24 protein-coding genes are annotated in these 24,786 nt (G+C 50.9%); 8 read left to right on the forward strand and 16 right to left on the reverse strand.

Annotated elements, in window-relative coordinates:
• Positions 1–72 precede the first annotated feature (72 nt).
• Genes hemG through pepQ form a run of 4 tightly spaced genes read right to left on the reverse strand, consistent with a single transcriptional unit; the run spans position 73 to position 4,071 of the window.
• Positions 73–612: a menaquinone-dependent protoporphyrinogen IX dehydrogenase gene (hemG, locus tag A6301_RS12895; protein ID WP_107169024.1), complete on the reverse strand. Its 540-nt coding sequence runs from the start codon at positions 610–612 to the stop codon at positions 73–75.
• 21 nt (positions 613–633) lie between these two features.
• Positions 634–2,085 carry a Trk system potassium transporter TrkH gene (trkH, locus tag A6301_RS12900; RefSeq protein WP_005973457.1) on the reverse strand — a complete coding sequence of 484 codons (1,452 nt, stop codon included), beginning with the start codon at positions 2,083–2,085 and terminating at the stop codon, positions 634–636.
• A 43-nt stretch (positions 2,086–2,128) separates the two neighbouring features.
• The gene (locus A6301_RS12905) at positions 2,129–2,740 is read right to left on the reverse strand and encodes an IMPACT family protein (RefSeq protein WP_107169023.1); all 612 of its coding nucleotides are present in this window, start codon (positions 2,738–2,740) and stop codon (positions 2,129–2,131) included.
• The gene (gene pepQ / locus A6301_RS12910) at positions 2,740–4,071 is read right to left on the reverse strand and encodes a Xaa-Pro dipeptidase (protein ID WP_234257966.1); all 1,332 of its coding nucleotides are present in this window, start codon (positions 4,069–4,071) and stop codon (positions 2,740–2,742) included. The genes A6301_RS12905 and pepQ overlap by 1 nt, the downstream gene beginning before the upstream one ends.
• A 185-nt stretch (positions 4,072–4,256) precedes the next feature.
• On the opposite strand from pepQ, the gene fadB reads away from it, so the two are divergent.
• From fadB to A6301_RS12945, 7 genes are all read left to right on the forward strand, one after another.
• Positions 4,257–6,446 (forward strand): fatty acid oxidation complex subunit alpha FadB, encoded by a 2,190-nt coding sequence (fadB, locus tag A6301_RS12915; RefSeq protein ID WP_234257967.1) that lies wholly within the window; start codon positions 4,257–4,259, stop codon positions 6,444–6,446.
• 11 nt (positions 6,447–6,457) lie between these two features.
• Complete coding sequence (gene fadA, locus A6301_RS12920) at positions 6,458–7,621, forward strand: acetyl-CoA C-acyltransferase FadA (RefSeq protein WP_107169020.1); 1,164 nt, start codon at positions 6,458–6,460, stop codon at positions 7,619–7,621.
• 299 nt (positions 7,622–7,920) lie between these two features.
• Positions 7,921–8,883 carry a glutathione S-transferase family protein gene (locus A6301_RS12925; RefSeq protein ID WP_107169019.1) on the forward strand — a complete coding sequence of 321 codons (963 nt, stop codon included), beginning with the start codon at positions 7,921–7,923 and terminating at the stop codon, positions 8,881–8,883.
• Between the two features lie 144 nt (positions 8,884–9,027).
• Positions 9,028–9,858, forward strand: a complete 831-nt coding sequence (locus tag A6301_RS12930; protein WP_107169018.1) for a transporter substrate-binding domain-containing protein — start codon at positions 9,028–9,030, stop codon at positions 9,856–9,858.
• A 17-nt stretch (positions 9,859–9,875) separates the two neighbouring features.
• Positions 9,876–10,619, forward strand: a complete 744-nt coding sequence (locus A6301_RS12935; RefSeq protein ID WP_234257968.1) for an amino acid ABC transporter permease — start codon at positions 9,876–9,878, stop codon at positions 10,617–10,619.
• Positions 10,606–11,364 carry an amino acid ABC transporter ATP-binding protein gene (locus tag A6301_RS12940; protein WP_215483882.1) on the forward strand — a complete coding sequence of 253 codons (759 nt, stop codon included), beginning with the start codon at positions 10,606–10,608 and terminating at the stop codon, positions 11,362–11,364. Before A6301_RS12935 ends, A6301_RS12940 begins: the two co-directional genes overlap by 14 nt.
• Positions 11,365–11,376: 12 nt before the next feature.
• Positions 11,377–11,805, forward strand: coding sequence for a GNAT family N-acetyltransferase (locus A6301_RS12945; RefSeq protein WP_205942471.1), 429 nt, complete (start codon positions 11,377–11,379; stop codon positions 11,803–11,805).
• 70 nt (positions 11,806–11,875) lie between these two features.
• Here the strand turns inward: A6301_RS12945 and fre are convergent, their stop codons facing one another.
• Positions 11,876–12,577, reverse strand: coding sequence for an NAD(P)H-flavin reductase (gene fre / locus A6301_RS12950; protein ID WP_107169015.1), 702 nt, complete (start codon positions 12,575–12,577; stop codon positions 11,876–11,878).
• Positions 12,578–12,626: 49 nt separating this feature from the next.
• Positions 12,627–14,123: a 4-hydroxy-3-polyprenylbenzoate decarboxylase gene (gene ubiD, locus A6301_RS12955; RefSeq protein ID WP_107169014.1), complete on the reverse strand. Its 1,497-nt coding sequence runs from the start codon at positions 14,121–14,123 to the stop codon at positions 12,627–12,629.
• Positions 14,124–14,323: 200 nt separating this feature from the next.
• Here ubiD and rfaH point away from each other — a divergent pair, with 200 nt between their 5' ends.
• Entirely contained in the window at positions 14,324–14,812 is a 489-nt protein-coding gene (gene rfaH, locus A6301_RS12960) for a transcription/translation regulatory transformer protein RfaH (RefSeq protein WP_205540729.1), read from the forward strand.
• Between the two features lie 57 nt (positions 14,813–14,869).
• On the opposite strand, the gene hemB is transcribed toward rfaH, so the two are convergent.
• The 10 genes from hemB to argH all read right to left on the reverse strand — a co-directional run bounded on the left by hemB (position 14,870) and on the right by argH (position 24,781).
• Entirely contained in the window at positions 14,870–15,892 is a 1,023-nt protein-coding gene (gene hemB, locus A6301_RS12965) for a porphobilinogen synthase (protein WP_215483883.1), read from the reverse strand.
• A 17-nt stretch (positions 15,893–15,909) separates the two neighbouring features.
• Complete coding sequence (gene tatD, locus A6301_RS12970; RefSeq protein ID WP_205540727.1) at positions 15,910–16,692, reverse strand: 3'-5' ssDNA/RNA exonuclease TatD; 783 nt, start codon at positions 16,690–16,692, stop codon at positions 15,910–15,912.
• Between the two features lie 79 nt (positions 16,693–16,771).
• On the reverse strand, positions 16,772–17,524 hold the full coding sequence (gene tatC / locus A6301_RS12975) for a Sec-independent protein translocase subunit TatC (protein ID WP_107169010.1): 753 nt from the start codon (positions 17,522–17,524) through the stop codon (positions 16,772–16,774).
• Between the two features lie 3 nt (positions 17,525–17,527).
• Positions 17,528–18,121 carry a Sec-independent protein translocase protein TatB gene (tatB, locus tag A6301_RS12980; RefSeq protein ID WP_234257969.1) on the reverse strand — a complete coding sequence of 198 codons (594 nt, stop codon included), beginning with the start codon at positions 18,119–18,121 and terminating at the stop codon, positions 17,528–17,530.
• Positions 18,122–18,124: 3 nt separating this feature from the next.
• Positions 18,125–18,385 (reverse strand): Sec-independent protein translocase subunit TatA, encoded by a 261-nt coding sequence (tatA, locus tag A6301_RS12985; RefSeq protein ID WP_107169008.1) that lies wholly within the window; start codon positions 18,383–18,385, stop codon positions 18,125–18,127.
• A gap of 82 nt (positions 18,386–18,467) precedes the next feature.
• Positions 18,468–20,108 (reverse strand): ubiquinone biosynthesis regulatory protein kinase UbiB, encoded by a 1,641-nt coding sequence (gene ubiB / locus A6301_RS12990; RefSeq protein WP_234257970.1) that lies wholly within the window; start codon positions 20,106–20,108, stop codon positions 18,468–18,470.
• Positions 20,105–20,728 carry an SCP2 domain-containing protein gene (locus tag A6301_RS12995; protein ID WP_107169006.1) on the reverse strand — a complete coding sequence of 208 codons (624 nt, stop codon included), beginning with the start codon at positions 20,726–20,728 and terminating at the stop codon, positions 20,105–20,107. The genes ubiB and A6301_RS12995 overlap by 4 nt, the downstream gene beginning before the upstream one ends.
• Before the next feature lie 12 nt (positions 20,729–20,740).
• Positions 20,741–21,496: a bifunctional demethylmenaquinone methyltransferase/2-methoxy-6-polyprenyl-1,4-benzoquinol methylase UbiE gene (gene ubiE, locus A6301_RS13000; protein WP_102116977.1), complete on the reverse strand. Its 756-nt coding sequence runs from the start codon at positions 21,494–21,496 to the stop codon at positions 20,741–20,743.
• Positions 21,497–21,636: 140 nt separating this feature from the next.
• Complete coding sequence (gene rmuC, locus A6301_RS13005) at positions 21,637–23,193, reverse strand: DNA recombination protein RmuC (RefSeq protein ID WP_234257971.1); 1,557 nt, start codon at positions 23,191–23,193, stop codon at positions 21,637–21,639.
• Positions 23,194–23,407: 214 nt separating this feature from the next.
• Positions 23,408–24,781 carry an argininosuccinate lyase gene (argH, locus tag A6301_RS13010; RefSeq protein ID WP_039307274.1) on the reverse strand — a complete coding sequence of 458 codons (1,374 nt, stop codon included), beginning with the start codon at positions 24,779–24,781 and terminating at the stop codon, positions 23,408–23,410.
• Positions 24,782–24,786: the final 5 nt, after the last annotated feature.

A 24,786-nucleotide genomic window follows, 5' to 3' on the forward strand; every position in this document is an offset into this window, starting at 1 on the left:
CACTGACAAGTGCTAAATGCAAAATAATTTCTGAGTGAGGATTTTTTCAGCAAAGCGTATTAAAAGACGGCGTTATGCCGGATTTTTCATCGTTAATTGCGCGAAATCCTGTGCGAAACGGGCAACCTGTTGCCAGTCCGTGTATTCAATTTCTTTCGTGCTATCCGTTTCGCCGCCCGTCATACGCATAATGAGTTGAATCATTACCCGATCGAACCAACGATAACGCGGATAACGCAGAGCACCCGCGAACACACAACACAAATCTGGCTGCCAAGGGGAATTCAGCAGAAACTTACGCGTATAGGCATTGGTTTGTATCGTGCGCTTTTCTGGTTTACGTGCAGTGAGATTCACTGAGAAGAATGCGCTAGGCAATTGTTGCAGAGAAGCCAGATGCTTATGGATAAATTGATTTACCGCTGGATGAAAGCGCCCGTACCGAATCGACGCGCCAATAAGTACCTGGTCGTATTGAGCCAGATCGATATCATTCGCATTGAGCACGTTAACAACATCACACTCCAAGGTTCCTTTCAGCGTATTCGCAATAGAAGAGGCAATCGCTCTGGTTTGCCCATCTCGACTCGAAAACACGATCAAAGCTTTCATTGTTCTTTATCCTTATGAGGACTATTCCCGCCAGAAGGTTGGCGTAAACAGTACTAAAAGTGTGAAGACTTCCAAACGACCAAACAGCATTGTCAGTATCAGAATCCATTTCGCCGTATCATTCATTGAAGTGAAATTCTCAGCGACGACGCCCAAGCCCGGCCCCAAATTATTCAATGTGGCAGCGACCGCGGCAAACGCGGAGAAATCATCAACGCCTGTCGCAATGACAGCCAGCATGCTGACAATAAAAACCAGTGCATATGCGGAAAAGAATCCCCACACGGCTTCAAGAATACGTTCTGGCAGCGCCCGATGACCCAGCTTAATGGTGTAAACCGCATTTGGATGCACTAAACGCTTAAGCTCACGCGATCCTTGTAAGAAAAGCAGCAGGATACGGATCACTTTCAGACCGCCCCCGGTTGAACCCGCACACCCGCCAATAAACGCAGAGCACAGAAGCAAAACCGGCAAAAAAAGCGGCCACGATGCAATGCTGTCTGTCGTAAACCCTGCCGTTGTCGCCATGGAAACGACCTGGAAAAATGCCTGATTGATCGTCTGCATCCCACTGTCATAAACGTGGTGGAACCACAGGACGATCGTACACACGGCCACCAGCGACAGTTGAACAAAAATGAACATGCGGAACTCTGGGTCACGCCAGTATACCTTCAGGCTACGGCCGCTCAGCAGAGCAAAGTGCAAACCAAAGTTACAGCCAGAAATCAGCAGGAATATTGCGATGATAGTGTTAATCGTTGGGCTGTTGAAGTAACCAATACTGGCATCGTGGGTAGAGAACCCGCCGACCGACACCGTAGAGAAGCTGTGCCCAATTGCATCAAATATCGGCATACCAGCCAGCCACAGCGCGACAGCACAGGCAATCGTGAGTAAGAGATAAATCAGCCACAGCGTTTTCGCTGTATCAGCGATACGCGGGCGCATTTTGTTTTCCTTCAACGGCCCCGGCATTTCTGCACGATAAAGCTGCATCCCACCGACACCAAGAATCGGCAGGATAGCAACAGCAAGTACGATGATCCCCATCCCGCCAAACCATTGCAGCATCTGTCGATAAAATAGGATGGCTTTAGGCAGTGAGTCTAGCCCAACCAGCGTGGTTGCCCCCGTTGTCGTTAGCCCTGAGAACGATTCGAAGAAAGCATCCGTTACGCCCAGATTAGGATGTTCGGCAAACAGAAAAGGCAGTGCGCCGACACTTCCCAGCACCGTCCAGAAGAGGACAACAATCAGGAACCCTTCACGAGATTTCAGCTCATGCTTCTGTTTACGGTTTGGTAGCCACAGCATAATGCCGATAGCCAGCGCGACAATAAATGTCTGCGTAAACGCCCGGCCTGCGCCATCACGGTAAATTAACGCCACCAGTCCAGGAATAACCATCGTCCCGGAAAAAAGGATAACCAACTGGCCGACAATACGGGTTATGGCGCGCAAGTGCATCGCAGGGAATTCCTTAATGATTCATAAAAAAGCGCTGGGATTATTATAGAATCGGCAATAAATGCAACGCACCGCGACTTAAATCACGCAATTTCGTTGCCGCTTCCTCGGTTCCCCTGATGGGAAGAGAGAACCGCAATACGACGTCCACGCCATACTCGCTATGCAGCACTTTTCCGCCAAGCTGAAAGATCAGTGATTCTACCTGGGGCAACAGCGCATAATCACATTGTAAGCCATACTCTTTTTGCAAGACTTTCTCTTGCAGCGATACCAGCTTCAGCGCTTGCTGAACACCACCGCCATAGGCCTTCACTAATCCGCCAGTACCTAGCGGGATACCGCCATAGTAGCGTACCACCACCGCCGTAATCTCACCGATACCGCTTCCCATTAGTTGCGAAAGCATCGGTTTACCCGCTGTGCCGGACGGCTCGCCATCGTCAGAAAAACCAAGCTGCTGAGAATCGTCAGGCGCGCCCGCAACAAACGCCCAGCAGTGGTGCCCCGCCGAGGCGTGCTCTTCCCTGACGCGCTGGATAAAGGCTTTTGCCGCGTCGATTCCCGGCGTTGCTGCCAGGATCGTCGTAAAACGGCTTTTCTTTATTTCTTCACTGAAGCTCACAGGCACAGTAAGAATGGGATACGCTTGCATCAGGCCAGATTCAGGTCGCGCGTCATGTTCTCCACGCGCCCGTCATGAATGACAATATTATCCTCGATACGAATACCACCAAACGGTTTCAACGCATCGATTTTTTGCCAATCAAAGTGCTGACTCAATTCACCCTCACGCCACGGAGCAAGCAAGGATTCGATGAAGTAAATGCCCGGTTCGATCGTCATGACCATGCCGGGTTCAAGCACGCGAGTACAACGCAGATAAGGATGCTGCGACGGTGCCGCCAGGTGTGTGCCGCGATCGTCTTGCATAAACCCGGCGACATCATGCACCTGCAAGCCCAGCGGATGACCTAGACCGTGCGGCAGGAAAGGCGATGTCATCCCCTGCTCCACCATGGCCTCTTCGCTGATATCACGCACCAGTTGATGTGATTTCAGCAGTTTTGCAATTCGCTGATGCATCTGAATATGGTAATCGGTATAGCGTACACCCGCCTGAATGGTATCAATCAATGAAAGCATTTCCTGATTGAGATCTTTAATCAGCAGGGCAAATGCGCCATCACTCTGCGCAGAATAGGTACGCGTCAGATCGGCGGCATAGCCGTTATATTCGGCACCCGCATCAATCAGGAAGCTGCGGACATCGGAAGGCACCTGATGATCTAACTGGGTATAGTGCAGCACCGCCGCATGTTCATTGAGCGCGATGATATTACCGTAAGGGACATCGATATCCCGATGACCGGTGGCCGTCAGATATGCCAGATTAATATCGAACTCGCTCATGCCAGAGAGAAACGCTTCATGTGCAGCCCGATGACCGATCACCGCCGTCTTCTGCGCTTCACGCATGCAGGCCAGCTCGTAATCGGTTTTATAAGCGCGGTGGTAGTGCAGATAATCCAGCACGCCCTGAGGATTAATATTGTCTGCACGAATCCCCAAATCCTGCGCACGCTGTGGTGCGTAGCCGATATAGGCAACACGTTCACGCTGCGACGGAAGCAACTGCCCAATATCATCGGCATTCCGCAGCACGGTAATATCAATTTCTTCAGTCCAAAAACTCTCGGGAACCGGTGCAACGTTATGCCAGTAATCCACCGGTGAGTAGAACCACAGTTTTGGCGGGTTAACGCCGTCAATCCATAGCCAGCAGTTCGGCACCTGCGTGACGGGCACCCAGGCTTTAAATTGCGGGTTAACTTTAAAAGGATAGTCGTGATCGTCCAGAAAAACGGTCAACAGTTCACCAGAGTGAATCAGTAATGCGTCAAGCTGATGGCGCGCTAAAACCGTCTGAGCACGTGCTTGCAGCGTCGCCAGATGGTGATGATATAAAGAAGCCAGCTTTTCCATGAGTATCCTTGTACGTCACGACATGATCCCTCCATTTTAACACAGGCATGTCCCAAGGGCAGCGTCCGGTGCTTTGTGATCGATTCGGCAAAAAATTAATCTCTCGTTTGCAAAAAATTAACATTAAAACCACAATTCGATTATCTGGTCATACCAGATCACACACACAAACAGCGGAGATAAACATGCTTTATCAAGGTGAATCCCTCTACCTGAACTGGCTTGAGGACGGCATTGCCGAGCTGGTATTTTCTGCCCCTGGCTCCGTAAACAAGCTAGATACCCGCACGGTTGCCAGCCTGGGTAAAGCGCTGGACGTTCTGGCGGAACAGCCAAACCTGAAGGGCTTACTGCTACGTTCGGACAAACCTGCATTTATTGTCGGTGCCGATATCACGGAATTCCTGTCTCTTTTTGCCGCACCGGCAGAGAAGCTGCATGAGTGGCTTGTCTTCGCCAACCGTATTTTCAACCGTCTTGAGGATTTACCCGTTCCCACGCTGTCTGCGATTAATAGCTATGCGTTGGGCGGCGGTTGTGAATGCGTACTCGCAACCGATTTTCGCTTAGCCACGCCAGATGCGCGCATCGGCTTGCCTGAGACTAAACTCGGGATCATGCCGGGCTTTGGTGGCACCGTTAGGCTACCGCGCCTGCTGGGGGCTGACAGCGCGCTGGAGATTATCGCCGCGGGTAAAGACATCGGCGCAGCTGATGCTTTAAAAGTAGGGCTGGTGCAGGCCGTGGTGACCAATGACAAACTGGTTCCCGCTGCCATCAAGATGTTAAAGCAGGCCATAAAGGGCGAATTGGATTGGCAGGGTTCTCGACGCCCGAAACTTGAAGCGCTGAAGCTCAATAAAATTGAATCCATGATGAGCTTTACCACCGCCAAAGCGATGGTGCTACAAACTGCCGGGAAGCATTATCCCGCGCCGATGTTAGCGGTCAAAACCATCGAAGCCGCTGCAACCATGACTCGAGATGACGCATTGCAGCTCGAAACGCAGCACTTCGTTCAACTGGCTCGCTCAAATGAAGCGCGCGCCCTCGTCGGCATTTTCCTAAACGATCAATATGTTAAAGGTAAAGCGAAGAAACTGGTTGGCGAAGCATCCGTACCGCAGCAGGCCGCCGTGCTAGGGGCAGGGATTATGGGCGGCGGTATTGCCTATCAATCTGCGTTCAAAGGCGTGCCGATTCGGATGAAAGATATCAACGAGAAGCCGCTCGCGCTAGGGATGAATGAAGCAGCCAAGCTCCTGAATAAGCAGGTGGAACGAGGCAAGCTGGACGGAATGAAAATGGCGACGATTCTGGCTAGTATTCAGCCAACGCTGGATTACGCCGGATTCGAGCGCACCGACATCGTGGTTGAGGCCGTGGTTGAAAACCCGAAAATCAAAGCCAGCGTGTTGGCAGAAACCGAATCGCACATTAGCGAAAGTACGATTCTGGCTTCGAATACCTCAACGATTCCCATTACTACACTGGCTGCCTCGTTAAAACGGCCGCAAAATTTCTGCGGTATGCACTTCTTCAACCCGGTACACCGCATGCCATTGGTCGAAATTATTCGCGGCCCTCAAACCAGTGACAGCACCATCGCCTGCGTGGTGGCTTACGCCAGCAAGATGGGCAAAACGCCGATTGTTGTAAACGACTGCCCCGGATTCTTCGTGAATCGAGTGCTGTTCCCCTACTTTGCGGCATTCAGCTTACTACTCAGAGACGGAGCCGATTTCCGCGAGATCGATAACGTCATGGAGAAGAAATTCGGCTGGCCGATGGGCCCGGCCTATCTGCTCGATGTTGTCGGTATTGATACCGCTCACCATGCGCAAGCAGTAATGGCAGAAGGATTTCCACAGCGGATGGCGAAAGATTATCGCGATGCGATCGACGCGTTGTTTGAACATCAGCGCTTTGGGCAGAAAAACGGTCAGGGCTTCTATCGTTATCAAACGGATAGCAAGGGGAAACAGCGTAAAGAACAGGATGACGCTGTAGATGTGCTTCTTAACGACATCAGCCAACCGAAAAAAACGTTCAGTGCAGAAGAGATTATCGCTCGCATGATGATCCCGATGATTAATGAAGTCGCGCGCTGTCTGGAAGAAGGTATCGTCGCCAGCCCGGCTGAAGCGGACATGGCGCTGGTATACGGATTAGGTTTCCCTCCCTTCCACGGCGGAGCCTGCCGCTATCTGGACACATTGGGAAGCGGACGTTATGTCGAGATGGCGCAGCAGTTGGCGCACCTCGGCGCAATCTATCAGGTGCCAGACGGCTTGCAGCAAAAAGCCAGAAGCAATGAAGGCTATTACCCATCGGTCGCGCCACACGCGGACGTTTCCCACGGACAACCGGCATGAGGGCAGGAAATATGGAAAAGGTAGTGATTGTTGATGCCGTACGCACGCCGATGGGGCGATCCAAAGGCGGCGCCTTCCGTCAGGTGAGAGCAGAAGACCTGTCCGCGCACCTGATGCGTAGCTTATTAAGCCGTAACGCCGCGCTAGACGCCCACGAGATCGACGATATCTACTGGGGATGTGTGCAACAGACGCTGGAGCAAGGCTTCAATGTAGCTCGCAACGCGGCTTTGCTGGCTGAAATCCCGATGAGCGTACCGGCTACAACGGTTAACCGACTCTGTGGTTCTTCTATGCAGGCGCTCCACGATGCTGCCCGCGCGATTATGGTTGGCGATGCGAATGTCTGCTTAATCGGTGGCGTTGAACATATGGGACATGTGCCGATGAATCATGGCGTCGATTTTCATCCGGGACTGAGCCGCACTATAGCTAAAGCGGCGGGTATGATGGGGCTGACGGCCGAAATGCTAGCACGTATGCACAATATTAGTCGCGATATGCAAGATCAGTTCGCCGCCCGCTCACACCTGCGAGCCTACAACGCCACTCAATCTGGCGCATTTCGCCACGAAATCATCCCCACGGCAGGGCATGATGCAGACGGCGTGCTGCAACGCTTCGATTATGATGAAGTCATTCGCCCGGATACCACCGTCGATAGCCTTGCAGCGCTCAAACCGGCCTTCGATCCAGTTAACGGCACAGTGACAGCCGGGTCGTCCTCAGCGTTGTCCGATGGCGCATCAGCCATGTTGATCATGAGCGAATCCCGTGCAGCCTCGTTAGGCTTACCGGTACGGGCTCGTATTAGAGCAATGGCCGTGGTGGGCTGCGATCCGTCGATTATGGGTTACGGCCCCGTCCCGGCAACAAAACTGGCGCTGAAGCGAGCGGGATTGAGTCTGGCCGATATCGGCATCTTTGAGCTGAATGAAGCATTCGCTGCCCAGACGTTACCCTGCATTAACGATCTGGGGCTGCTGGAACAGCTCGATGAAAAGGTCAATCTAAACGGTGGCGCAATTGCGTTGGGTCACCCGCTCGGCTGCTCAGGGGCGCGCATCTCCACTACGTTGATTAATCTGATGGAAAGCCGCGACGTTCAGTTTGGCGTAGCGACGATGTGTATCGGCTTGGGACAGGGTATTGCAACCGTGTTTGAACGCCTTTAAGTCTACCTATGTCCCTCGTCACTGTGGCGAGGGACATTTAATACGCAAATAATACTTTCCGCAGCGTCACGGCACCGCATCTGAAACATTACCCATCTTATTATCAAAATAATGCATTAATAGCCTCCTCCAATTATCAAAAAAATAACACGCTGTAATTTCCTAATAAGAATATCCATTTTATGAATTTAACTTCATTTTTTATAACGCGCATAATTCAAAAACAGTAAACATCACCTTTTAAATTCACACTGAATAATAGTGAATTCTGTCTCTGATTTTTTATTAAGGGAAATATTATGAGTACCACCGTGGCGGAAGTCGGGCACATCGCTACCTCTGAAGAGGCACACGAGATTGCCCAGAATGGCGCATTTGTTCGGCAAAAAAATCGCTTTACGACGCCATTCGGCGAGCAGCCGGGCGATTTGCCCGTCGAAAAGGATCGCTATCGTTTATTGTGGTCTCCCGTCTGCCCGTGGGCGCATCGTGCAGTAATCGTCCGTACTTTGCTAGGTCTGGAAAACGTTATCAGCCTTGGTACTGCTAATCCCGTAAGGACCGAACAGGGTTGGGAATTTTCTCTGGATGAAGGCGGCGTAGATCCTGTACTGGGTATCCGTTATTTACCAGAAATCTATGCCAAAAGTGACGCGAATTACACTGGCCGAGCGACCGTTCCAACCGTCGTCGATGTTAAACAAGGCATTGTGGTCAATAACGATTATTTTAAGTTAACCAACTACTTTGAAACCGCCTTTAAACCTTTTCACAAACCAGACGCACCCGATCTATATCCAGAATCGCTGCGTGCCGAAATTGATGCGCTGAATGATGTGATTTTTAACGACATCAATAACGGCGTTTACAAAGCAGGCTTCGCCCATTCACAGGCAGCTTATGAAAACGCATGGGACACGCTTTTCCTACGTTTGGATGAACTGGAAACGCGTTTGGGTTCGCAGCGTTACCTGTTCGGTAACCAGATTACAGATTCCGACATTCGGTTATACGTTACGCTCGCCCGTTTTGACGTGGCCTACTACAGTGTATTCCGCGCAAACCGCAACCGCCTGATCGACTTCCCCAATCTGTGGGCTTACGCCCGCGACCTTTACCAAACGCCGGGATTCGGCGATACCACCGACTTCGAAGCGATTAAACGCGGCTACCATCTGGGCGACATCAGTTTTAACCCTTATCAGATTCTGGCAAAAGGACCCGATGTATCGATTTGGCATACGCCCCATCACCGCGCTTGATTCCTTTTTTCCTTGGTACACCTCGCTCCGCATTGGCAGCCGATGTGGAGCTTTACCGATTCGTTTATCACTACCTGCGGGCATACAACACCGCAGCAAGCGGGATCGTCATTTTTCTTATCATTTCACACAGGATTATCAATAATGAAAACACGCCTCACTATAAGCACCTTGCCTGCATTACTTTTAGGTTTGAGCACGATAGTCACCGGTTATTTCAATGCTCATGACGCCCAGGCAGCTACAGCAAAATCTATTACCATCGCAACAAGCGCTGACCCACGTCCGTTTACCTATTTTGATAAAGATAACCAGCTCGTCGGCTACGATATTGATGTAGCAAAAGCCATCTTTAACCATTTGCCACAGTATAAAGTGTCGTTCGTCACGACCGAATTCACCTCAATTTTAGCAGGGTTGGATGCTGACCGTTTTCAACTCGGTGCCAATAACTTCGCCGATAACCCAGAACGAAAAGAAAAATATTTCTTTTCTCAGCCCATCTTTGAAAATCAGTTTGTGATTGCAACGCCAGAAAAGAATAACTCAATCCATACTTTCAACGATCTATTGGGCAAATCTACGGAAGTAAACCCCGGTATCAATTTCACAACTGCATTGGAGAAATTCAATCAGCAACATAAAGATAACCCCGTCAAGTTGCACTACACCGAAGCCGACTTACTCGTCTCCTTACAAAATCTGGAAAATGGAAAAACAGATTTCGCTCTGATTGATAAATCGATGCTGGAGCAATATATCCTGGAACACAAGTTAAAGCTGAACGTCATTCCCCTCAGTCAGGAAGACAGCCAGCGGATCGGCTCCCCTTACAGCTACTTTTTGATTGCGAAAGGTAAAGCAGGCGAACAACTTCTGAATGATATTAATGCACAAATAAAACAGTTAAGCGCTGATGGTACGTTATCAAAAATCAGCGAAAAGTATTTCAATGGGGATTACGCGCCTAAATGACACAGGATTCATTTTGAATGCCAAATATCTTCGACATCAAACTGGTTTTTACTCAAATTCCAGCACTGCTTGAATATTTACCCGTTACATTAGCAATCACGGCAATATCTATGATTATTGGTGTGATACTGGGATTTATTATTGCATCCATTCGTATCAGAAAGATCGTGTTCCTTAACCCGGCCGTTGGCGTATTTGTCTCGTTCATGCGAGGAACACCACTCATTGTACAACTGTATCTTTCCTATTACGGTATTCCCGTTCTATTGAAATATTACAATTACTACAACCAGACGGATTACAACGTTAATGACATCCCATCCATACTCTTTGTGTTACTGGCATTTTCCCTGAATGAAGCCGCCTACAATTCCGAGAGTATTCGCGCAGCCATGCTGTCGGTGGATAAAAAACAGATCGAAGCAGCCCAGTCGCTCGGCATGACGCCACTTCAAGTATTACGTCGTATCACGCTTCCCAATGCGTTTATTGTGGCCTTACCCACGCTTGGTAACACGCTGATTAGCCTGCTCAAAGGAACGTCATTGGCATTTGTTTGCTCGGTAATCGATCTGACCGCCAAGGGGAAAATCCTCGCCAGCAGCAGCTATCGCTATTTTGAAGTGTATATCTCTCTGGCACTCATCTACTGGGCGCTAACGATTATTATTGAGCAAATCATCAAACGGGTTGAAACCACGATTTCTGTCCCAGATACCCCGCCGATTACGTCAGGAAAAAAACGTTATGCTCGAGATTAAGCATTTATCGAAGACGTTTCACAACAACGTCATTCTGGACGACATTTCCCTGACCATAAAAAAAGGCGATGTCGTGGCGATTATCGGTTCATCAGGTTCAGGTAAATCGACGCTACTTCGCTGTATTAACGTGCTAGAGCAGCCGGAGTCAGGGGAAATGACACTCAACGGCCACCTTTTTAATTTGGCCAAAATGAATCAACGAGAACGTATTACGCTCCGGCAAAACACAGCGATGGTTTTTCAGCAATTTAGCCTGTTTCAACAAAAAACAGCGCTGGAAAATGTCATGGAGGGGTTACTGATCGTCAAAAAGTATCCTAAAGAAAAAGCACAGCAAATCGCGCGACAACAACTCAATAATGTCGGCCTTCCTGACCGGGAAACCTATTACCCAAAGCAACTGTCTGGTGGACAACAACAGCGCGTAGGGATCGCCAGAGCGTTGGCGATGGAACCGCAGCTTTTACTGCTGGATGAACCCACCTCTGCGCTCGATCCAGAATTGGTTGACGAGGTGTTGGATGTCATTAAACAGGCTGCGCAGGCGGGCAATACCATGGTGATCGTTTCTCATGAAATGGAATTTGTTCGTCAGGTCGCCAGCCGCGTACTGTTTTTAGAAAAAGGAAAAATCATTGAGGATGGTACGGCACAGCAGGTTTTTGAGCGCCCACAAATGGAGAGAACCAAAGCATTTCTTTCTCGCTACTACAAACGTTACGAACCGGAATATACCATCTGACACGAGAACACGATGATGTCTATCAGAGTAGAGACAACGACCAATAACATTCCCTGGCAGCGCGTGGCTGACCTGCTGGCTTTTTACGATTTAAGTGATGACAATGCGGCCACACAGGAGAAAATCTTCAAAAACAGCTTCTCCGTTGTCTTTCTGTTCGATGAGGACTTGCTGATCGGCGTGGGACGAACCCTCTCGGACGGCGTTTGTCAGGCAGCTATTTATAATATCGCGCTTGATGAACGCTATCACGGACAGGGGTTGGGGAAACGGCTCATTCAAGCGTTGGTTGATACGGTCGCACAGTGCAATATTATTTTATACACCCATCCCCAAACCATCAGCCTGTATGAACATGTTGGCTTCAGACGCATGAAAACCGGAATGGCAAAATACCGTGAGGAGAGTCTGGAAGAGTTAACGGCTCTGGATTTTATTTAGTGTCGACGTTAGCCCGTCCGGTGACAGGGCTAACGATACAATATGGTCGAGCCAAATAAATAGGGTGGCGTTAAATAAACGAAAATGCATCGCTGAACATGTGAGCCGCCAACGCCCCGCGCTCGTTACAAAAACGCTCACGCGCAATTTTTGCCATCTCAAAACGCCCAGCAATGTAGATATCCTGTTCCGCCAGCGAGCCATAATCCTGCAAAACCGCACTCAGAACGGTGCCTGTTCTACCATCCCACCCTTCTTCCGGCTGTTCAACGACCGGCACCACACGCAAAGTCGGGTGCTTAGCCGCAAAACCCTCAAGCTCCGTTAAGTCATACAGGTGCTGGGATTCACGTCCACCCCAGTAAATGGAGATATCGCGCTCAGGTTGCTGCGCCAGCGCGGTCAGCAGAATAGAACGCACATACGAAAACCCGGTTCCGCCTGCAATCAATACCAGCGGTCGCGTGCTCTCTTCTCGCAGCCAAGCTTCGCCATGCGGAATATCGACCGTCAGGGCTTTTTCCTTGTGAATACGTTCCATCACGGCCATCGCGTAAAGGTTCAGTTCGGACGCCCCAATATGTAACTCAATAAAATCTTTATCCATCGGGGTTGATGCCAGTGAGAAAGGACGCTTATCTCGGTCCCCCATCACCACCATCAAATATTGGCCAGCCCGAAAGGAAAAAGGCGCTTCAGGTAACAAACGAACGCGATAAACCGTATCGGTTATGGCTTCGACCGAAGTCACTTTACAGCTCAATGTTGTCATGCATTCCCTCTATAGGGTCATAAAAGCAAAACTGAGAACAGAGCAGCCGTTAACGCTGGGGGGCTCTGTCGCTAAAAATGGCCAACTCGTCCCATATTTCATCAATGCGGGCACAAACCTGCGGGTCTTTCTTAATGGGGTGTCCCCACTCACGCTGCGTTTCGCCAGGCCATTTATTGGTGGCATCCAGACCCATTTTGGAACCCAGGCCAGAAACCGGCGAGGCGAAATCAAGGTAGTCTATCGGCGTATTTTCCACTAATACCGTATCGCGTGCCGGGTCCATACGCGTCGTGATCGCCCATATCACGTCTTTCCAGTCGCGTGCGTTAACGTCGTCATCGCAAACAATAACAAATTTCGTATACATGAACTGGCGTAAAAAAGACCAGACGCCCATCATGACGCGTTTAGCATGACCCGCGTACTGTTTCTTCATGGTAACGACCGCCAGACGGTAAGAGCAACCCTCCGGTGGCAAATAAAAATCGACAATCTCAGGAAACTGCTTTTGCAGGATCGGTACGAAAACTTCATTCAACGCCACGCCCAGTACCGCGGGCTCATCCGGCGGACGCCCCGTGTAAGTCGAGTGATAAATGGCATTTTGGCGTTGAGTAATGTGCGTGACGGTAAAGACCGGAAAGTGATCGACCTCATTGTAATAGCCGGTATGGTCACCATACGGCCCCTCTGCCGCCATTTCTCCAGGCTCAATATAGCCTTCCAGCACAATTTCTGCACTGGCGGGGACTTCTAAATCATTCGACAGGCACTTCACCACTTCAGTCTTATGCCCACGCAATAAGCCCGCAAAGGCATATTCTGACAGCGTGTCAGGGACGGGCGTCACCGCACCGAGAATCGTCGCGGGGTCAGCCCCCAGCGCGACGGCGACTGGAAAACGCTGCCCCGGATTTTCCTGACACCATTCCTGAAAATCCAGTGCGCCGCCGCGATGCGATAGCCAGCGCATAATGAGTTTGTTTTTACCCAGCACCTGTTGGCGATAGATCCCCAGATTCTGCCGCTCTTTATGCGGCCCGCGCGTCACGGTAAGCCCCCAGGTAATCAGCGGCGCAGCATCTTCCGGCCAGCACTGCATCACCGGAATCCGACGTAGATCAACATCATCACCTTGCCAAATCTGTTCCTGACACGGCGCAGAAGACAGCCGCTTCGTCGGCATATTCAGTACTTGACGAAACTTCGGCATTTTATCTACCAGATCGCGGAACCCTTTCGGCGGCTCTGGCTCTTTCAAAAATGCCAGCAGTTTGCCTACGTCTCGCAATGCGCTGACCTCTTCCTGTCCCATTCCCAATGCAACACGTTTCGGCGTGCCAAATAAATTGCACAGCACCGGCATGTCATAGCCTTTGGGGTTCTCAAACAGGAGAGCGGGACCTTCCGCACGCAGCGTCCGGTCGGCAATTTCCGTCATTTCAAGGTAGGGATCGATGGGCTGGGTAATGCGTTTCAACTCCCCTCTCTCTTCCAGCAGTGAGAGGAATTCGCGTAAGTCACGGTATTTCATGCTATTCATCGGGGGCAGTCTATCGTTCTGGCTATTATAAAGTCTCTTCGCCAGCCTGTCGCTTCCCGCAATGCCTATTTATGGCAAGAATCCAATCACCATCAAGAATCCGTTCGTCATAGTATGGTAACAAAAATATCTGCCGAAAATTTTTTATCCTCGCTCGCTTTTGTTATGCTTGCTCGTCGGAATCATAAGTCTGCGAAATTATGGAAGCCTGGTACTTACTATATTGTAAACGCGGTCAACTGCTGCGAGCAAAAGAACACCTGGAACGTCAGGAAGTCATCTGCGTGAGCCCGATGATCACGTTGGATAAAATCGTTCGAGGAAAGCGAACGGAAGTGTGTGAGCCGCTATTTCCAAACTACCTGTTTGTGGAATTCGACCCCGAACGCATTCACACCACCACCATCAGCGCAACGCGGGGGGTGAGTAATTTTGTGCGATTCGGCGCACTACCGGCGATCATTCCGCAGCAGGTGATCGATGAATTATCACTTCGCCCTATGCAGGAAATCATTGACCCGTTGACGCCACAGCCCGGTGATAGCGTAGTGATAACCGATGGTGTCTTCTCTGGCCTTCAAGCTATCTACACTGAACCTGATGGTGAAGCCCGCTCAATGCTACTGCTGAATATGCTAAACAAGCAGGTCAAACACAGTATAGATAACCGAGAGTTTCGTAAATCCTAGCCCAGCGCCGCCCTTATCCTATCCGGCGCGTTTATACCACGCCGGATGAGAATAGGCTTAGCGTTGCATATGCTGATCGTGTAGCCACTGTGCGACACGCTTAGCGAAGTAGGTCAGCACGCCATCGGCACCCGCCCGTTTAAAGCACAACAGCGACTCCATCACGACAGGTTGCTCCTGTAACCAACCGTTCTGAATCGCGGCCATGTGCATCGCATACTCACCAGAGACCTGATAAGCAAACGTCGGCACGCCGAACGTGTCTTTGACACGACGAACCACGTCCAGATAAGGCATTCCCGGTTTGACCATCACCATATCCGCACCTTCCTGCAAGTCCTGCGCGATTTCCTGCAAGGCTTCATCGCTATTGGCCGGGTCCATCTGGTAGGTTTTCTTATTTCCACCTTTCAGATTACCCGCAGAGCCCACAGCATCACGGAAAGGCCCGTAATAACACGATGCATATTTAGCTGAATACGCCATGATCTGGGTATTGATCAGATTTTGCGCTTCAAGGGTGTCGCGAATAGCACCGATGCGACCATCCATCATATCGCTAGGGGCAATAATTTCTGCTCCAGCTTCAGCGTGAGACAACGCCTGACGCACCAAAATTTCCTTGGTGACGTCATTAATCACATAGCCTTCGTCATCAATAATCCCATCCTGCCCATGAGTGGTATAGGGATCGAGCGCCACATCCGTCAGCAAGCCCAGTTCAGGGACAGCATCTTTCAATGCGCGGATCGTGCGCGGAACCAGACCATTCGGGTTATAGGCTTCTTCGGCATAGAGTGATTTCTTATCCGCCTCAACGACGGGGAACAGTGACAGCACCGGAACGCCGAGCTTAGCGAGCTCTTCAGCTTCTTTCAGAAGCACGTCAATAGTCATCCGGTATACCCCAGGCATTGAGGGAACTTCCTGACGATGATTTGTCCCTTCCATCACGAAAACGGGATAAATCAAATCATTCACTGTCAGTTGATTTTCAGCAACAAGGCGACGGCTGAAATCATGGCGGCGAATGCGGCGCATACGTCGGCCAGGGAACGTGCCGGGAAAAGCATTGCTCATGTCATTATTCTCCTGAATCAAGCCAGCCGGAAAACCCGGCGGGCATTTTCATCTGTTGTCTGTCCCAGCCATGTGGCATCTTCTCCACGCCACTCCGCAATCTGGCGAATAATATGAGGCAGATAACAGGGTTCGTTACGACGGGATGCGGGTTTAGGGCGTAAGTCCCGGGGTAACAGATAAGGTGCGTCGGTTTCCACCAACAGCCGATCGGCGGGAATATGTGGTAATAAGGCGCGTAACTCAAGCCCGCGGCGCTCATCGCAAACCCAACCAGTGATACCAATCATCAGCCCCGCAGCAAGACACTCATCCAATTCATAGCGATTGCCAGTAAAGCAGTGAATCACGGCGGCAGGTAACTGATTCAGCCATGGCCTCAATAGGGAAATAAAGCGGAGATGGGCGTCGCGGCAGTGAAGAAAAACCGGCATGGACAGCTCAGCCGCTATCGCTAACTGTTCGCTGAATGCGCGTTCCTGCTCCTCTGGAGTAGAAAAGTTACGGTTGAAATCCAACCCGCATTCACCAATGGCAACCACACAAGCCGCGTTTGCCATTTGATGAATCTGTTCGGCGATAGCGCTATCCCATTGGCTGGCATCATGCGGATGAACACCTGCCGTTGACCAGCAGTAATCGGGATAGGCTTGCGCCAGCAACATTGCCTGATGGCTTTCCTGAGCATTGGTTCCCGTGATCAAGATGCCACTAACACCCGCTTGCTTTGCCCGGATGACGACCTGTTCCCGGTCTTTTTCAAACTGGGAACTGGTTAGGTTGACACCAATATCAAACATGACTATCACTCTGGCGAATAAAAAAATAAGACCTCTCAAAGAGAGGTCATTTTACCATCCTACCGCAGGAGACCGTACGTTACGGCGATGGCTCCTCGGTTTCAGCTCTTCGGCCTTTACCAACATAAAACCGCGCGAAGAACACACCGATTTCAAACAGCAGGTACATCGGAATCGCCAGTAGCGTCTGTGAGAAAACGTCCGGCGGCGTCAGCAGCATCCCGACAACGAATGCGCCCACCAAAATATAAGGCCGCTTTTTCTTTAGGTCTTCTGGCGTCACCACACCACTCCAGCAGAGCAGTACAATGGCAACCGGCACCTCAAACGATACGCCAAACGCCATGAACAGCGCCATAACAAAATCGAGGTAGTTATTGATGTCGGTTGCAATCAACACGCCAACGGGTGCCGTTTTCGCGAAAAAGCCGAACGCTAGCGGAAACACCACAAAGTACGCAAACGCCATGCCCGAATAAAACAGCAGGCTGCTGGATACCAGCAACGGCATCATTAAGCGACGCTCGTGTTTATATAGAGCAGGAGCGACAAACGCCCACACCTGATAGAGCACCAGCGGCGCGGCGACAAACACTGAGACAATCATCGTCAGCTTTATCGGCGTAAAGAAAGGCGAAGCGACATCAGTCGCGATCATGCTAGCACCAGCAGGTAACTGCTCAATGAGTGGTGCAGAAACCACTTGGTAAATGTCATTGGCAAAGAACACCAGCACAACAAATACCGCCAGCACACAGATAATGCTGTTCAGTAGCCGCTTGCGTAGCTCAATCAGGTGGCTAATTAGCGGTTGAGTATCTTCATCGGCCATAAACTAACGACTATCACTCGGTTGACGGGCAGAAACAGCAGAAGACTGGGACTGCTCAGGTTTGACATTATCGTTGCCGACAGCTTCATCACCCGTGGCATTGCGACCATCATGGTGATGTTCAACAGCAGCACCGTTTTCAGGTTTAGGCTGGCTGTCTGCTGGACGTACTGCGGTTTCCGCTTCAATCACCCCGTCGTAGGCCGCTTCGGGATCGTTCAGCGGGGTATTGTGTTGCGGTTCCATCGCTGCGCTATGCCCATCCGATTTTTGGTGGGCATCTGATTTTTGCAGCGACGGTGTCTCGGTATAGCCACGCTTCATCGCTTCTGCTGCCTCTTTGAGTTCATCCATTGAGGCTTTCAACTCAGGCGAAAGATTCTGCAAACTGGCTTTTTCGACTTTCTTCAGGCTTTCCTGAAACTCCTGGAGTTTCAGCTCCTGCGACAGTTCATTCTGAACCGTAGACGCCAGCGAACGCAGCGTCCTAATCCAGCTTGCAACCGTCCTGACGGCGACGGGTAATCGTTCTGGCCCGAGAACAATCAGGCCAAGAACCATCACCAATAGCAATTCACCAAAACCGATATCGAACACAGCTTACACCTGCTCTTTATGCTGGCTCTTCGTGTCGCCCTGCTTAACGTCTGATTGGTTGTCAGTGATAGACTTGGTAGCGAAATCGGCATCTGGCTGCGTTTTGTCTGCGCTAGTGGACGGCTGATCGTCACCCATCGCTTTCTTAAAACCTTTGATTGACGCGCCCAAATCTGAACCCAGCGTTCTCAGCTTGTTAGTGCCGAACAGCAAGATGACGATAACTGCAATAATCAGCAGGTTCCAGAGACTAATACCACCCATAACATTTACCTCTTTTCAAAAAGGGGAACGACAGAATTCTCGTTATTATATCGGGTAATTCTGGCGTACATCATGATCTGCTTCAACGAGTGCGACGCCAACCGATAATCCAGGCAACTATTCCTGCTGCCATCAACCCTGCGGGAACCATATCGGCTTCAACACCGCTGATTAGCAACAACGTACCACTGATTAGTAGCGTTGCGCCAATACCCAAAAGATATCGTGACTGCCCTTGGCGAGCATGCTGCGTTTTCAGCTCATGTGCCAGCTTATCGACGCTTTGCTTTAACATCTTATGCTGACGCAGCCCATCATAAAAGAGTTCGGGAAGCTCCGGCAATTTCTCAGCCCAGAACGGTGCCTTTTCTTTTAGCGCCCGGAAAACCGCAGGTAAACCGACCTGCTGCTTCAACCAGCTCTCCAGAAACGGCTTGGCCGTTTTCCACAGATCGAGCTGCGGATAAAGCTGCCGACCAACGCCCTCAATATATAGCAGCGTTTTTTGCAGCAATACTAGCTGAGGCTGAACTTCCATATTGAAGCGACGCGCCGTATTAAACAAATTCAATAATACATGGCCGAACGAAATTTCCGCCAACGGCTTCTCGAAGATCGGCTCACAGACGGTACGAATAGCAAATTCAAAATCTGCCACATTGGTGTCCGCCGGCACCCAGCCTGAATCGACATGCAGCTCGGCGACTTTGCGATAATCACGGTTGAAAAAAGCGATAAAATTCTCGGCCAAATAGCGCTTATCTTCTTTATTCAACGAACCGACAATACCGCAATCAATACCGATGTATTGCGGATCTTCCGGGTGCTCGTAGCTAATAAAGATATTGCCGGGATGCATATCCGCATGGAAGAAGCTGTCGCGAAATACCTGCGTAAAGAAAACCTGAACGCCACGCTCTGCCAGTAATTTCATATCCGTGCCATTGGCCTGTAGCGCCTCGACATCAGAAACAGGAATACCGTAGATGCGCTCCATGACCAGCATACTTTCGCTGCAATAATCCGAATAAATCTCCGGCACATACAGCATTGGGCTGTTCTCAAAATTACGCCGTAGCTGGATGGCATTGGCCGCTTCTCGCAGCAGGTTCAGCTCATCAAGCAACGTTTTTTCGTATTCCAGTACCACTTCGCGCGGGCGCAGACGGCGACCATCCGGCAACAGGCGGGGCAACCAGCCAGCCAGACGTTTCATCAGGCGCATATCTGCCTTGATGACAGGCAAAATATCCGGGCGGATCACCTTGATAACGATCTCTTTTCCCGTACTTTTCAGGCAAGCGGTATGAACCTGCGCAATCGAGGCGGAGGCCAACGGTTTGATATCAAAATCGTCAAACCACTCTTCAAGAGGGATTCCCCCCATCGACAGCTCAATTTGCTCACGCGCTAGTTTGCCATCAAACGGTTCAACCTTATCCTGCAACATCGCTAACTGATCGGCGATAGCGGGTGGAAACAGATCGCGGCGCGTCGACATCATTTGCCCGAATTTAATCCACACCGGCCCCAGTTCCTGAAGCGCCAAACGCAGACGTTCCCCTAAAGGCTTAGTGCGGTGACGATTGGGTAACCAGAACAGCAGACGACGCCCCGCTCGCAGCGGAAACGTCAAACGCATTTTAGGAATGAGTTCATCCAGACCATAGCTCAGTAACACACGTACAATACTGTAGAGGCGGCGTAATTCACCGGGCGTCATCGTAAAGCCTCCAGTTTCGCCAGTCGTTCGAACAACGCATCGACAGATTTATCCAGCGCGACAATTTCCTCATGGAACCAAGCATTTTCCAGTTTCCCCGGAGCCAGTCGCCACTCTTCCGTTAACGTCTCGGACAAGAAATGTTGCTGCTGATGTAATGACCGCTTCAGGAAATCCAGGGTTTTCTGTGCAGTCTGGCTAAGCCCCTGAGCAACAATGTCGCCCAGATAAGGGGACAACCATTCCGCTGGATCGAACTCCGCCAGATCGCACAGTACGATGAACTGTTGAACGACTTGAATATCACCTTCAATAACCAGTTCACCACTGCGCATCAGCGATGATAGCTGTTGACGATCGCGTAACTTCATCAGAACCGGAACGCGTGTTTGCAGACGACAATCAGCCAATTCTCCCCACTGGCTGACAACATCCAGCCGCTGTTCGCTAAACACCAGCACCAAGGGAACATCCAGTTCAGCCAGCGCGATCTGGAGTGTTTTCCCCTGTAAGCGCTGACGTGCTGACTTCATGCTTCGATCACAAGAAACGGTATCTTGAAAAAGCAGCTGATTCAGCGCAGTTTCCAGCGTAGCTGTCAGAAAAGACGTTATCAGCATTGGCATTTCCAATCAGAATTTAAACCCACGGTGCAGCGCAACGATTCCACCCGTGAGGTTGAAATAGTTAACGCTGTCAAAACCGGCGTCGCTCATCATCCCTTTCAGCGTTTCCTGATCGGGATGCATGCGGATGGATTCCGCCAGATAGCGGTAGCTCCCGGCATCACTCGCCACGGCTTCGCCAATCCTCGGCAGGATATGAAATGAATACGCATCGTAAACGGTGCTCAGCTGTTTAATTATCGGCTTGGAAAACTCCAGCACCAGCAACCGGCCACCGGGCTTCAGAACGCGGTACATGGAGCGCAGCGCTTTGTTTTTGTCCGTCACGTTGCGCAGACCAAAAGAGATGGTAATGCAGTCGAAGAAATCATCGGGGAACGGCAGCGCTTCTGCATTGGCCTGCACGTAGTTGATGTTGTCGATAATGCCTTTGTTACGCAGTTTCTCGCGGCCGACTTTCAGCATTGATGCGTTGATGTCCGCCAGAATGACCTCACCACCCTCACCAACCATGCGGGAGAATTTAGCGGTTAAATCTCCTGTCCCTCCGGCAAGATCCAGAACGCGCTGGTTACGTCTTACCCCACTACATTCAATAGTGAAACGCTTCCAGATACGGTGAATACCAAAAGACATCAGGTCATTCATCAGGTCATACTTTGCGGCTACAGAATGAAAAACCTCAGCCACCATGACTTCTTTTTCATCCCTGGCGACAGTCCGAAAACCAAAGTCGGCCGTATTCTCCTGCTCACTTGCCATCTTATCCGCCTACTATTTCAGTCAAATTTCGGGTCTACCCATTAATGGTAAGAGTGTACCAGACCCGGATAAAAACCCCACTGCACTAATTTCGCATAGCGTAGGTGCCAAGCCCGCGAAATCCATACCTATTTATACCGTCATAATTCAAGCTGCCTGTGCGGCGGCCGCCCTTCTTCACCTTCCATTTTGACGGTCGGTGAATCCGCGTCGGATGCGGTAGAGCCGAGTAATCCATCGCGTTCAGCATGCTCATGGGCCGTTGCTTTTTCAGCCAATGAGGTGCTGATCGTGCGTTTAATTTCAACGCCCAGCGCGCGAAACCCCTCAGCCTGGCCAATAAGGTTACCACGCCCAGACGAAAGTTTATTCATCGCCTGACGATAAGTGCCCTGCGCTTTATCCAGACTCTGCCCTAGCGCTTCCATATCATCCACAAACAACCGCAGTTTATCGTACAGCCGTGAGGCTTTTTCGGCGATCTGCTGTGCGTTGCGGCTCTGTTGTTCATAGCGCCATAAATTGTTGATGGTGCGTAATGCCACCAGCAGCGTGGTCGGGCTGACCAGCATAATATTGTTCTTCAGCGCTTCGTTGATCAATTCAGGCTGGCGATCGATAGCAACCAGAAAAGCAGGTTCGACAGGAATAAACATCAGCACGTAGTCTAGCGAACGCAGCCCTGGAAGCTGTTGGTAATCTTTGCTGCTCAACTGCCGAATATGGCTGCGAACGGAAAGCAAATGTTCGTTCAGCGCCGAACTACGTTCTATGTCATCATCACTATTGAAATAGCGTTCGTAGGCCACCAGCGACATCTTGGCATCGATCACGACATCTTTGCCCTGCGGTAAACGCACGATGACATCGGGTTGCAGGCGGCTATTTGTCCCCGTTTGCACACTGACCTGAGTTTGATACTCATACCCTTCGCGCAGGCCAGAGGCTTCCAACACACGGCTTAGCACCACTTCGCCCCAGTTCCCCTGCGTCTTATTGTCCCCTTTCAGCGCTTTCGTCAGGTTGATGGCTTCGTGTGCCATCTGCGCGTTCAGCTGTTGCAGATTGCGGATCTCGTGCGCCAACGTGTGACGCTCGCGCGCTTCCGCGCCAAAACTATCCTGCACCTGACGGCGAAATCCATCAAGTTGCTCACGCAGTGGCATCAACAGCTTATCCAGGCTCTGTTTATTTTGCTCATCCACCTTGCGTCCGCTGTGTTCGAAAATTCGGTTCGCCAGATTCTCAAACTGTGTCGTCAGCCGCTGTTCACTATTTGCCAGCAGTCGCTGCTTTTCTTCCGCCGCCATCCGGGTTTCTTCCAGACGAATGGTGACTTCGCGCAGTTCGGCTTCCTGCGCGCTATTGATTTCACGCAGCGTTCGCAGTTCCTGATTTAACTGCCCGCACTCGGTACGGAGTTCACCAAACTGTTGCAGCTTTTCATGACTGGCAGAAAGCTGCGCGTGAATCGTACGCAATTCCAATTCGTTTTGCCGCAGCCGCTGTTCGTCCTGCTGCTTTACCTGCTGTTGTTCGCTGAGCGACTGTTGGGTTTGCTGTAATGTCTGTGCTAGCAGCCGTTGCTCGGTATCATGCTGTGACAGCTTCTGCTGATGAATCAGGCTGGCAATCAACCACCCGATCAGCAGGCCCACCGCACCACCGCCTAAACCATAAAATATGCTGATATCCACTTTGCCTCCGCAGGCCTTTCACGCTGTCGGTCAAGGTAAAATGATACTGTATGGATGTCCAGAAACAATTCCGGCGGGGAAGACACTGAGCAGAAAAATGCGAGCCGCATTCCATATGAAAATGGATAGATGATAATTTGCAGAAGAATCAGAGTGATAACGGTGGAATTCCCCCAACGCGGAACACCACGCTGGGAGAACAGAGGTGGGCGAATTAGGCTAAGCGCTGCTTCGCATCACTAATCGCTTTAGCAACCTGCTGTGGTGATACGCCACCTTGTGCAGCACGCTTATCCAGACAGGATTGCAGTGCCAAAATCGGGTACACGTCATCGCCAATCACGGCGCTGAATTTTTGCAGATCGGCCAGCGGCAGTGCTTCCAACGCTTTGCCCTGACGAATGGCTTCCACCACCGCTTCACCCACGATATGGTGTGCTTCACGGAACGGAACGCCTTTCGCAACCAGATAATCCGCCAGCTCTGTCGAGTTCGCGTAGCCTTGCTCAGCGGCTTCTTTACAGCGTGGACGTTTAACCTGAATGCCTTCCAGCACCAGACCCGCCATCATCAGGCAGTCGTGCCAGGTATCCAGCGCGTCAAACAGCCCTTCTTTATCTTCCTGCATGTCTTTGTTATACGCCAGCGGCAGGCCTTTCAGCGTCATCATCATGCCGGTCAACGCGCCCTGTACGCGACCGCATTTACCGCGAATCAGCTCCAGCGCATCCGGGTTTTTCTTCTGTGGCATCAGGGAAGAACCTGATGTCACACGGTCAGACAGCTCAACGAACGCCGCTTCACCGCTGTTGAAGAAGATCAGATCTTCGGCAAAACGTGACAGGTGGATCATCCCGATCGAAGCATCAGACAGCAGTTCCAGTACATGATCGCGATCGGAAACCGTATCCAGACTATTGCGCGTTGCCGAGGCAAATCCCAGCCAGCCAGCCAGTTGCTCACGGTCAATCGGATAAGCCGTTCCCGCCAGCGCGCCACAGCCCAGCGGGCTGACATCCAGACGCTTAAGCGTATCTTCCAGACGGCTTTCATCACGTGCCAGCATTTCATGATAGGCCAGACACCAGTGTGCAAACGTCACCGGCTGTGCACGCTGCAAGTGGGTATAACCCGGCATTACAGCATCCTGATTGGCTTCTGCCGTCGTGACCAGCGCCTGACGCAGTTGGCGTACTGACAGCAGCAGCTCTGCAATCTGTGCCTTGCACCACAGCTTCAGGTCGGTTGCGACCTGATCGTTACGGCTGCGACCGGTATGCAGTTTTTTGCCCAAATCACCGACTTTCTCAATCAGGCGCAGTTCAACCCAACTGTGAATATCTTCTGCATCGCTTTGCAGGATCATCTCAGGATCGGCTTGTACCTCAACCAGCAACGCATTCAGCGCCTGTTCCAGTTGTTGCTGTTCCTGCTCGCTGAGTACATTGACCGTCACCAGCGCTTTCGACCAGCCGATCGAGCCAACGATGTCCTGTTCCGCCAGACGGTAATCAAACCGCAGTGAGTCATTAAATTGTTTAAAACGCTGATCTGCTGCCTGACTAAACCGACCGCCCCACAAAGCCATAACGA

Origin of the sequence: Pectobacterium sp. IFB5596, assembly GCF_021432585.1 — a bacterium.
In the GTDB taxonomy this organism is placed as follows: Bacteria; Pseudomonadota; Gammaproteobacteria; order Enterobacterales; family Enterobacteriaceae; genus Pectobacterium; species Pectobacterium punjabense.